A 10,368-nucleotide genomic window follows, 5' to 3' on the forward strand; every position below is an offset into this window, starting at 1 on the left:
TCCGATGCGTCGCGCAGCGGCACAGAGGGGTTATGGAGTGACCACCGACGCCTGGTGCGCCGCGCAGCGGCGCATGGGGGGTGTGGGGTGGGAACCCCTCACAAAGCCGCGGGCGAAGCCCGGGGAGCTAGAAACTGAACGCTGTGGCACAAACCAGGGATACACCGGCTTTGAAATCGGTGCATGCTCTAGCCCAACGAAGGAGGTGTGGACATGGGAGTCTCCGCACGCGCACTGGCCACGATCGCCGCTCTCACCAGCGTGATCGCCCTATCTGCTTGCAGCTCTGACGAAAAGCCCAAGTGGACCGGCGCCGATGGCAGTGCCGGCGGCCCCTCGGCTTCCGCGTCCGCCGAGCTGCCTCAGGCAACCTTTGCCGCGCCCGCCGACGGCGCGACCAACATCTCCACCGCCGCCGAACTGGCACTGCAGACGAGCCCTGGCGCGAACGCCACGGTGACGCTGACGGACGCCGCCGGCGGGACGGTGCAGGGTGGGTTCCGCACGGACGGGGCGTCCTGGGTCCCGGCGACGCAGCTCAAGTACGGCACGCAGTACACGGCAACCGTGACTTCGGCCGGCGACAGCGCCGGCAAGAAGATCACGTTCACGACCATGGCGAAGCCCGGCAAGACGGTCAACGTCTCCACGGCGCTGTCCGACAACAAGGTCTACGGCGTGGCCATCCCGGTCGTCGTCCGGTTCGGCTCCAGCGTTCCGCAGGAGCTGCGGGCGAACGTCGAGAAGCGGCTGCTGGTCACCAGCGACCCGCCGCAGATCGGCACCTGGTACTGGTTCAACGGCGGCGAGGTGCACTACCGCCCGAAGGAGTACTGGCAGACCGGCACCAAGGTCACCGTCCGGCTGGCCACCGGTGGGCTCCAGCTCACCAAGACCGGCTACGGCAGCAAGGACGTCTCGCTGCACTTCACCATCGGTGACAAGATCATCATGACCACCGACGACAAGACGCACCACATGACGGTGGAGAAGAACGGCGAGGTCATCAAGACCATTCCGGTGAGCCTCGGCAAGGCCAAGACGCCATCCTCCAGCGGCGCGATGGTGGTCATGGACAAGCAGCAGTCCGAGCTGTTCGTCTCGACCGACCCGTCCGACCCGTACCGTGAGACGGTGTACTGGACGCAGCGCACGACCAGCGGCGGCGAGTACATCCACTCGGCCCCGTGGTCGGTCGGCGACCAGGGCAAGCGCAACGTCTCGCACGGCTGCACCAACGTCTCCGAGGCCAACGCGAAGTTCCTCTTCAACCTGACCAAGATCGGTGACGTCCACATCGTCAAGGGCACGCCCCGCAAGCTGGCGTGGGGCAACGGCTGGACCGACTGGGACAAGCCGTGGAGCGAGTACGTGAAGGGCAGCGCCCTGCCGCCGCCGGCGGAGACGGCCGCGGCCGACCCCGGCGCCTCGGGCAGCGCGTCCCCGAGCGTGACCGCCTCCCCCAGCGCCTGACCGACAGCGCAACCGAGCGGGGCCGCCGGCCTGCTCCCGGGTTCCGATCCGGGGCAGACAGCGGCCCCGCTGCCGTTGCAGGATGTCTGCCGTGCTCACCTGGATCGATCCCGAGCTCGCCGGCCCCGACCTGGTGCTCCTGGGCGTCCTGACGCTCGTCCCGATCGTGGTCGCGATCCGCACCGGCCCTCGGCAGTACCGCCGGATCCTCGAACAGCTGGCCGGCCGGCCCAACGGCCTGGTCCGCCTCATGCGCCGCGGCGCGGTCGTCACCTGGCTGCTCACGTTCGCCGCCCTCGCCATCGTCGGCGGCGCGCCCGGCCTCACGCTGACCCACGTCGGCCTGGCCGGCCTCGACGCCGCCGGCGCGGCCCTCACCGTCCTGGCCGTGCTGGGCTTCGCCGGCGTCCAGCTGGGCGGCGCCTTCCAGGCCGCCCGCCGCCGCGCGGCCGGCGGCCGGGTCCGCGGCGAGGCGCTCCAGCGGCAGGTCGCGCTCCTGTACCCGCGCACCGCCCGCGAGCGCGCCTGGGCGGCTGTGCTCTCGGTGAGCGTGGGCGTCGGCGAGGAGGTCTTCTTCCGCGGCCTGCTCATCGCGGCGGCTGTCGGCGTGGGCCTGCCGGTGTGGGCGGCGATCGTGCTGCCGGCGGTCCTGTTCGGACTGCAGCACCGGTACCAGACCTGGCGCGGCGTCGTCTTCAGCACGGTGTTCGGCCTGCTCATGACGCTGCTCTACGCGGCCACCGAGCGCCTGTGGACCCCGATCGCGGTGCACGCCGCCTGGGACCTGATGGCCCTGCTGGTCGTCCCGCGGGTCCTGGCCGCCCACGAAGCGACGGCCTCCGACGGCCTCCGGCCGCGTCCCGCAGTCCTTGATCCGACCGCCGCGGCGGCCCCGGTCCCCGCCGATCCGCCGGTCCTCTCCGCCGCCGAGACCCTGGCTTCACCTGCGGGTTTGCCGCGGCTGCGGTCCGCCGCCCCCGAGTGAGCGGAGGCATCGACGAGCGCTAGCCTCCCCGCATGGCTCTCGTCCGACGTACCAACGTCCTCGGCTCCAACCCCAACCGCGTCGTGGCCGCGGCCACGGTCGCCCCGGCGCCGCAGGCCGTCGGCCGCGCGCAGGTCCCCCAGCCGGGCTCGATCCCGGCCCAGCCCGGCCCGATGGACCCGGGAGCCGCCGCCGCGGCCGCTCCCGGCATCGTGGAGGGCGAGGTCGGCGCCGCCGTCGCGGTCGCCGGCGGCGAGATGCCCACCCCGGGCGGGGAGGCGGCCGCGGTACCTCCGCAGCAGGCGAGCATCGGCGCACTCATCTCCGCGTTCCTGCTCGTCGCGGCGGGCGGCGCGGTCTCGTGGGCCTTCTACCACTACAAGATCAACGCTGCCGCGATCCGCCTGCCCGACGCCACGACGATCTTCGCCGCGCTGTTCGCGTTCGCGACCGCGGTCGAGCGGGTCCTGGAGCCGTTCGCCCGGTTCATGCCGGGCCGGCACGCCCGCGGCGAGCTGGAGAAGGCCGTCGCGAACATGGCCAACAAGTACCACGACGCCACCCTCGACGACCTGATCCAGGTCGCCCACGCCAAGTCGATGGTGGAGAAGGGCCGCGCCAGCCGCGGCCTGGTGTCGTGGGGCATCGCCACGGCCCTGGCCACGGTGGCCTCCTCGGCCGGCGGCCTGTACCTCCTGCACGCCATGGCGGGCGACGGCTGGAACGGCATCCCGGTCTGGGCCGACGCCATCGTGACGGGCATCGTGGTCGGCAGCGGCACCAAGCCCCTGCACGACGTAATCAGCAAGGTTCAGAAGAACAAGGAGAAGTCCGAGGACGCCACGGCCTGACACCGCGCCGCGGACTACAGCACCAGCAGGCCGTCCGTCTGTGAGCTCTGGGCGAGGGCCGACAGCGCGGCGTCCGGGTCGACGTGTGGGAGGTACGGCAGGTCGTACGGGTGGCCGCGCAGCGCCTGGGTCGCGTGGTGGGCCGGGACCATGCCCGACGGGTACGCGCGGGCGCACCGGCGGTCCACCAGGCCGTGGCGGGTCGCGAAGCCGGCCACGGCCTCCCACTCCGACAGGTGGGCCACCGTCGGCAGCGGCATGCCCGGCGGCTCGGGGAAGACGTCGACGGACGTGAACGGCTCGCTGCCCGCCAGCCACCACGTCAGCGAGCGGACCGCCGAGCGCAGCGGGTACTCGGTCCAGTACGGGACGAGGCCGGCCCGCAGGACGTGCCACGGGTCGAGGAGGCGGCCGCACTCGACGGCGAGGCGGTTGCCGGTGCGGTCGCCCTCGCGGAGCCATTCGCGGTACAGGTCGGCGACGGCGCCGCTGAGCACGTCGGGGTGGCGGTAGAGGACCTGGCGGACCGGGTGGCTGTGGGCGGTGGCGTACCGGCGCAGGTCCTCGACCAGGCCGCGGTCCACGCAGCGCTCGCCGTCGCTGTCCTCCGGGTCGCCCTCGCCGGAAATGCCGGGGTCGCCGGTGTCGCTTCGGTCGTAGTAGTCGCCCGGCGTCAGGCCGCTGGCCCGGCTGCCGAGCTGGAACGTGTAGCCGGCGCCGCCGGGCACGGTCAGCCAGCGGCTCACGTCGCGCACCATGATGACCGGGGCGTCGGGCGTGAGGCGGTCGGCGACGAACTCGCGGTACGCCGGCGGGAGACGCTGCCAGCGGACCACCGCGTAGGCGGCGGTCGTGCCGGACCAGCCCCGCCACACGGGGTCGTAGACCTGCCGGACGGTCACGTCGGGGTTCGCGTCGAGGATGTCGCGGGCGTGCCGCAGCCCGTCGGCGGTCGGCTGTTCACCGGCGGCGACCTCCGGCGTCGGCACCTCGAACGCCACCGGAAGCCAGGGCACCCCGAGGGCGAGCGCGAGGTGCACGGCCGCGCCGTGCGGCGAGCCCAGCACCACGCCGCTGTAGCGCCCACCCGGGAACTGCCCGACCAGCCACTCGGCGACGGCGGCGGCGTTGAGCTCGCGCTTGGCGTGCCGCCCGCGCGGCGCGCTCCACTGCGGGGTTGAGGTGGCCGGTCTGGAGACGCCGCGCCGGAAGGCGAGGGCGCGCCCGGAGGCGATCGCCAGGGTCGTTCCCAGCCCGTTGGGCCACAGCAGCTCGATGTCGCGCGCGGCCTCGACCCGTCGCCTCATGCTTCTCCCGTTCGCCAAGATGTGCAGCGGGTCTGCCCAACGACTGGACCGATAAACCCCCTCCGTGGCGTGACGGCGGCGGAACCCGTAGACTCGCTACACATGAAGGCGGATGCGCTGCGCGGACATCTCGACGCACTGCTGCTCGCGGTGCTCGACGGCGAGCCCCGCCACGGTTACGCGATCATCGAGGCCCTCCAGGAGCGCAGCGGCGGTTCGCTCGCGCTGCCCACCGGCACCGTCTATCCCGCGTTACGCCGGCTCGAGCGCGCCGGTTATGTCGAGAGCGCCTGGTCGACGGTCGGCGGCCGGGAGCGGCGCACCTACCGGCTGACCAACGCCGGCCGCAAGGTGCTCGCCGAGGAGCGCTCGGCCTGGGAGGAGTTCACGGCGACGATCGGCGCGGTGCTCATGCCCCCGCCGGCGACCGCGTAAGGCGCTAGGCCGCAACCCCGGCGACCGCGTGAGGCGCTAGGCCGCAACCCCGGCGACCAGGCAAAGCGTCACGCGGCGACCGCGCAGAGCGTTACGCCGCGACCACCGGCGACCGGGTCACCGTCACGCAGCGCACGGCGAGCAGCCCCGCGTAACCGAACGCGGCGGCGTTGACGAGCATCCCGACGATCACCGGCGGCCAGGTCGCGGCGGCCGGCCACTGCATGATGCTGAGCACGAACACGGCCGCCCCCACGAGCCCGTGCAGCCCGAGGAAGGCCATCGTGCCGAAGCCGACGATTCGGGTGTACCGCACGCCGTCGCGCAGATAGCGGCTCCCCCACGAGAAGCCGGCCACGACCAGCGCCGCCACGGCGGCGGCCCCGAACGACGTGTGCTGGAAGTGCTCGACGAGCACCCAGTACAGCGCGCTGGCCCGCTCGTCGATGCTCCACGGGCTGTCCCACCACATGAGCGGCTCGAGCAGCATCATGACCGGCAGCGCGAGCGCGATCCACAGCGCCGTCCGCTTGCCCTGGTGGCTGGCCAGCTCGGCCTGGTAGGACGGGACGACCTGGCGATAGGTGCCGAAGTCGGCCACGGCCCGCCGCTCGGCGGCGACCCGGTCGAGCCCGGCCTCCTCGAGCGCCTCCGCGGCGTCCTGCAGGCCGTCGCGGGCCTCGGCGACCATCTCGTCGCGGACCCGGCGCGGCCCGCGCAGCGCCGCGGCGAGCCCGGCGGCATACCGCTCGATGGGCCCGTCGTGCAGCACGGTGCTCCGGTCCACCCGTCAAGGGTCGCACAAGTGCCGAAGGACCCGTCAACCGCGCCTCAGGTCCGGCTCAGCCGCCCGTCCTCGACCCGCACCACGTCGTCGAACCGCGCGAGGTCGGCCTGCCGATGCGTGACCACGACCACCGTCCGGTCCCCGGCCGCCGCCAGCGCGGTCGCCAGCACGGCGTCCGCCGCGGCGGCGTCGAGCCCCTCGGTCGGCTCATCCAGCAGCAGTACCGCCGGCGCGCGCACCAGCGCCCGGGCCAGCAGCAGCCGCTGCCGCTGCCCGCCGGAGAGCCGCCCGCCGTCCTCCCCGACGACGTCGTCGAGACGGTCCCGGTACTCCCCCAGCCCCGCGTCCGCCAGCGCCCGCCGCACGTCGTCGTCGGAGATCCCGTCCCGGGAGAGGCTGACGTTCTCCCGCACGGTGTCGTGGAACACATGCGCGTCGGCGAACACGCCGTTGGCGATCCGCCACCGCTCCACCCCGGCGGGCAGCCCGCCGACGCTGCCGCCCGCGACGGCGACCCGCCCGGCAAGCACCGCGAGCAGCGTGGACTTCCCGGCCCCGCTGCTGCCGACAACGGCCACCCGCCGCCCGGCCGGCAGCTCGAGATCGACGCTGTCGAGGGCGGCCCGGTTGGCGCCGGGATAGCGCACGGTGACCCCGCGCAGCCGCAGCCCGACCGCGCCCGGTACGGATTCGTCCGCGTTTGCGGCCCGCGGCCCCGGCGCTCCGGGCCGGGCGGACGCGACCCCGTCCACGGCCTCGGCCGGGACCGCCGCGATGAGGCTGCGCACCCGGGTGAGGGCGCCGCGCAGCTCGGACTGGCGGACGGCCGCGGACGCGAGGGGGACGACCACCTCGCCGACGGTGAGCGCCACGAGCGCGAGCACCGCGGCGGTGTTCCCGTCGACCACGAGCGCGACGAGGACGGCCGTCAGCGCGGGCACCAGCGCGGCGACCCCGCCGACGACGGCCGACACGGTCGCGGCGCGGCTCTCCAGCCGGGCGAGCCGCCGCCCGTCGGCCGCGGCCCGGTCGAGGGCGGAGGGCAGTGCTCCGTACGCGGTCAGCTCGGCCACCCCGTGCACCACGTCCACGGCCGATGCGGTGACCGCCCCGCGGGCCGCCGCGATGTCGGCCGACTCCCGCCGGCTGACCGCGTGCCCGGCCAGCGGCAGCAGCACTCCGGCGACGAGCAGCCCGGCCGCCAGCACCAGCCCGGCGGCCGGCGCGACCACGGCGGTCACGACCACGGCCCCGGCACCGACGACGGCGGCCACGGCGGCCGGCAGCACCCCGCGCAGGATCGCGTCCTGCACGGCGTCCACATCGGACACCACCCGGCTCAGCTCGTCACCGCCGCCCTTCCGGACCGCGCCGGTGGCCGTCCGCCGGTCGGCGGCGAGGGCGGCGAAGGCCCGGGTGCGCACGTCGGCCAGGACCCGCAGCACGGCGTCGTGGCCGGCGAGCCGCTCCGCGTACCGCAGCCCGCCCTTCAGCAGCGCGAACCCCCGCACGCCGGCGATCGCCACCGCCAGCGCCGCCAGCGGTGGCTGCTCCGCGGCCCGCACGATCATCCAGGCCGCCGTCGCGACCAGCCCGACCCCGGCCAGCTCGGTGGCGACCCCGAGCAGCCCGGCGAACACCAGCCGCACGGCCGCCCCGACCCCCACCAGCCGCACCGCCCGCCCGGCAGCCGCGCCGCCACCCGCCGCACCGCCGCCGGGCGATGCGACGCCACCGGGCGCCGGGACAGCGTTCGCGGTCATGCGGGCACCGTCGCGGGGGGTGTGCGCTCCAGCAGTACACCCGAGGAGACCTCGACCACCCGGGTGGCGATCGACAGCAACGCCGGGCGGTGGGCCACGAGCAGTGCCGTGCGGCCGGTCGCCAGGCGGGCCGCCGACGCGACCACCGCCGCCTCGCTCGCCGGATCCAGGCGGGCCGTCGGCTCGTCGAGCAGCAGCAGGCCCGCGTCCCGGCGGAGCCAGGCGCGGGCCATCGCGAGGCGCTGCACCTGGCCGCTGGACAGGCCGTGCTCGGCCAGGTCGGTGTCGTAGCCCGCCGGGAGGGCGCGCACGAACTCGTCGGCGTCGGCCGCGCGGGCCGCCGCGACGACCGCGTCGAGGGAGGCGGACGGGGCGCCGAGGCGGACGTTGTCGAGGACGCTGCCGGCGAACAGGTGCGGCCGCTGCGGCATCCAGGCCAGCCGGGCCCGCCAGGCCGCCAGGTCCAGCGACGCAAGGTCCACCCCGCCGGCCCCGCCGACGAGGACGCGGCCCGACGACGGTGTCACGAAGCCGAGCGCGAGGGCGAGGATCGTGGACTTGCCGCCGCCGCTCGGGCCGACCAGCGCGACCCGGTCGCCGGCGGCCACGGTGAGCGAGGCGTCGCGCAGCGCGACCACGTCGTCGTAGATGACCGTCACGCGGTCGAGCACCAGCGAGTCCAACGCCGGCAGCCGGGACTCGGTGGTGACGGGCGCCGGCTCCTGCAGTACCGCGAAAACCTCCGCGGCGGCGGCGAGCCCTTCCTGGCTGGCGTGGAAGCGGGTGCCCAGCGTCCGCAGCGGGAGGTAGGCCTCCGGCGCGAGCAGCAGCACCACGAGCGCGGCGCCCAGGGTCAGCCTGCCGTCGAGCAGCCGCAGCCCGACCGGCACCGCGACCAGCGCCACGGACACGGTGGCGACGAGCTCCAGGACGAGCGCCGACAGGAACGCCAGGCGCAGGGTGCGCATCGTGGCGACCCGGTAGGCGTCGGCCATCGCGTGGACCCGGCGGACCTGCGACCGTTCGCGCCCGAACGAGCGCAGCGTCGGCAGGCCCTGCACGGTGTCGAGGAAGTGCCCGCCGAGGCGCTGGAGCAGGTGCCACTGGCGCTTGGTGCGGGCGCCGGTCTGCCAGCCGACCAGCGCGCCGAAGACCGGGATGAGCGGCAGGGTCACGGCGACGATCACGGCCGAGGTGAAGTCGGTGAGGGCGAGCCAGCCCAGGCAGGCGACCGGGACGAAGGCGGCCAGGAAGACCTGCGGGAAGTAGCCGGTGAGGTACCCGTCGAGGCCGTCGATGCCCCGCCCGGCGAGCGTCGCCAGCTCCCCCGCCCGCTTGCCGGCGAGCCAGCCAGGACCGCGGCCGGTGGCGTTGGCGAGCAGCTCCGCGCGCAGGTGCGCCTTGACGCCGGCGGCCGCCCGGCCGGCGACCGCCCCGGCGACGGCGGTGTGGGCGCCGCGCAGGACGACCGCGGTGAGGCAGACGAGCAGCGCGGTCCGGTCGAGCCGGCCGTCGACGGCCGCGACCAGCACGGCCGCCAGGCTGACGGCCTGGGCGACCACCAGGATCGCGGCCAGCAGCCCCGAGCCGGCCAGGACGATGGCGTATCGCCGGACCGGCCCGAGCCGCAGCAGTCTTCTGTCCACGCGCCCTACCAGTAGAGGGGGGTGGGCACGCGCTCCCGCTGCCGGAACAGCCACCAGCAGGAGACCTGCACGGCGACGAGCACCGGCAGCAGCGGCGCCGCGCCGAAGGCGAGCAGTCGCAGTGTGTCACCGCCGGCCGCCGCGTCGTCGACGGTCACCGTCGCGCCCGGGTCCACCGTGGACGCTAGCACGGTGGGGTACAGCGCCGACGCGACCGCGAGCACGGGTAGGGCGCAGGCCACAAGGGCGGCCGGGAACCTCGTGCGTCCGGCGGCGAGGACGGCGAGGGCGGTCGCGCCGGCGAGCAGCGTGCCGACCAGCGGGTTGCGGATACCGTCAGGCCCGGTCAGCCACCAGCCGCCGGTGACGAGCAGCACCGCGCCCGCCGCGACCGGGCCGAGCCGCCGGGCGGTCCGGCGCATCCGCTCGTCGGCGAGCCGCCAGGACAGGAACGCCGCGCCGTGGGTGAGGACCAGCAGGGCGTTCGCGAGACCGGTGGCCCACACGACGGGGTCGGCCAGGGGCGCGAAGCCGTGCACGTGGCCGTCCGCGCCGAGCGGCACGCCGTGCAGCAGGACACCCAGCAGCACGCCCCAGCCGAGCGCGAGCACCGCACCACTGACCGTGATGACCAGGTCGAACCCGCCGCTGCGGCGGCCCCGGCTGCGCAGCTGCACGCTCGCGTTGAGCAGCAGCAGGGCGAGGACCGTGACCGCGATCACCGGGTACGCCGCGCCGAACAGCTCGCCCTCGACCCGCGGGAACGCGGCGACGAGCACGCCGACGGCGCCGACGATCCACACCTCGTTGCCGAGGAACATCGGCCCGATCGCGTTGAGCGCGCGGCGCCGGCCGTCGTTGCCGCGGATCGCCGCCAGCAGCATGGCCACGCCCTGGTCGAGCCCGCCGAGCGCGAAATAGGCCACGAGCAGGAGGCCGAGAATGCCGTACCAGAACGTGCTCACGCGTCCTCCGCCTCACTCCGGCCGCCTGAGCCCCACACTGAGCCCATGATGAGCGGCCTCCTCCGCTTCGCTCCGGAACCACTCATGCGGCCTCCGCTTCGCTCCGGCCGCCTGAGCCCCACACTGAGCCCATGATGAGCGGCCTCCTCCGCTTCG

The 10,368-nt window shown here is 74.8% G+C and carries 9 protein-coding genes; 4 read left to right on the plus strand and 5 right to left on the minus strand.

Going from position 1 to position 10,368, the window contains the following annotated elements:
- The first annotated feature begins 213 nt into the window (after positions 1–213).
- The 3 genes from ABZS66_RS34280 to ABZS66_RS34290 all read left to right on the plus strand — a co-directional run bounded on the left by ABZS66_RS34280 (position 214) and on the right by ABZS66_RS34290 (position 3,309).
- A complete protein-coding gene (locus tag ABZS66_RS34280; protein ID WP_354765044.1) occupies positions 214–1,473 on the plus strand; it encodes an Ig-like domain-containing protein in 1,260 nt (419 codons plus the stop codon).
- A gap of 82 nt (positions 1,474–1,555) precedes the next feature.
- Positions 1,556–2,458: a CPBP family intramembrane glutamic endopeptidase gene (locus ABZS66_RS34285; protein WP_354765046.1), complete on the plus strand. Its 903-nt coding sequence runs from the start codon at positions 1,556–1,558 to the stop codon at positions 2,456–2,458.
- A gap of 32 nt (positions 2,459–2,490) precedes the next feature.
- Entirely contained in the window at positions 2,491–3,309 is an 819-nt protein-coding gene (locus tag ABZS66_RS34290; protein WP_354765048.1) for a hypothetical protein, read from the plus strand.
- Between the two features lie 14 nt (positions 3,310–3,323).
- On the opposite strand, the gene ABZS66_RS34295 is transcribed toward ABZS66_RS34290, so the two are convergent.
- A complete protein-coding gene (locus tag ABZS66_RS34295; RefSeq protein WP_354765050.1) occupies positions 3,324–4,616 on the minus strand; it encodes a hypothetical protein in 1,293 nt (430 codons plus the stop codon).
- Between the two features lie 102 nt (positions 4,617–4,718).
- Between ABZS66_RS34295 and ABZS66_RS34300 the strand changes: the two genes are divergently transcribed.
- Entirely contained in the window at positions 4,719–5,051 is a 333-nt protein-coding gene (locus tag ABZS66_RS34300) for a helix-turn-helix transcriptional regulator (RefSeq protein ID WP_354765052.1), read from the plus strand.
- 91 nt (positions 5,052–5,142) lie between these two features.
- On the opposite strand, the gene ABZS66_RS34305 is transcribed toward ABZS66_RS34300, so the two are convergent.
- From ABZS66_RS34305 to ABZS66_RS34320, 4 genes are read right to left on the minus strand one after another with little or no spacing between them, the layout of a single operon-like run.
- The gene (locus tag ABZS66_RS34305) at positions 5,143–5,838 is read right to left on the minus strand and encodes a permease prefix domain 1-containing protein (RefSeq protein ID WP_354765054.1); all 696 of its coding nucleotides are present in this window, start codon (positions 5,836–5,838) and stop codon (positions 5,143–5,145) included.
- Between the two features lie 44 nt (positions 5,839–5,882).
- Positions 5,883–7,601, minus strand: coding sequence for a thiol reductant ABC exporter subunit CydC (cydC, locus tag ABZS66_RS34310; RefSeq protein WP_354765056.1), 1,719 nt, complete (start codon positions 7,599–7,601; stop codon positions 5,883–5,885).
- Complete coding sequence (gene cydD / locus ABZS66_RS34315) at positions 7,598–9,247, minus strand: thiol reductant ABC exporter subunit CydD (protein ID WP_354765058.1); 1,650 nt, start codon at positions 9,245–9,247, stop codon at positions 7,598–7,600. Before cydD ends, cydC begins: the two co-directional genes overlap by 4 nt.
- Before the next feature lie 5 nt (positions 9,248–9,252).
- Positions 9,253–10,212, minus strand: coding sequence for a cytochrome d ubiquinol oxidase subunit II (locus ABZS66_RS34320; RefSeq protein WP_354765060.1), 960 nt, complete (start codon positions 10,210–10,212; stop codon positions 9,253–9,255).
- Positions 10,213–10,368 lie beyond the last annotated feature (156 nt).

Source organism: Dactylosporangium sp. NPDC005572 (assembly GCF_040605515.1).
Taxonomy (GTDB): Bacteria; Actinomycetota; Actinomycetes; order Mycobacteriales; family Micromonosporaceae; genus Dactylosporangium.

Excerpts from the sequence above, each read along its gene's own strand:
- ABZS66_RS34280 (WP_354765044.1), top strand. The coding sequence starts at position 214 with ATGGGAGTCTCCGCACGCGCACTGGCCACGATCGCCGCTCTCACCAGC.
- ABZS66_RS34285 (WP_354765046.1), top strand. The coding sequence starts at position 1,556 with ATGTCTGCCGTGCTCACCTGGATCGATCCCGAGCTCGCCGGCCCCGAC.
- ABZS66_RS34290 (WP_354765048.1), top strand. The coding sequence starts at position 2,491 with ATGGCTCTCGTCCGACGTACCAACGTCCTCGGCTCCAACCCCAACCGC.
- ABZS66_RS34295 (WP_354765050.1), bottom strand. The coding sequence starts at position 4,616 with ATGAGGCGACGGGTCGAGGCCGCGCGCGACATCGAGCTGCTGTGGCCC.
- ABZS66_RS34300 (WP_354765052.1), top strand. The coding sequence starts at position 4,719 with ATGAAGGCGGATGCGCTGCGCGGACATCTCGACGCACTGCTGCTCGCG.
- cydC (WP_354765056.1), bottom strand. The coding sequence starts at position 7,601 with ATGACCGCGAACGCTGTCCCGGCGCCCGGTGGCGTCGCATCGCCCGGC.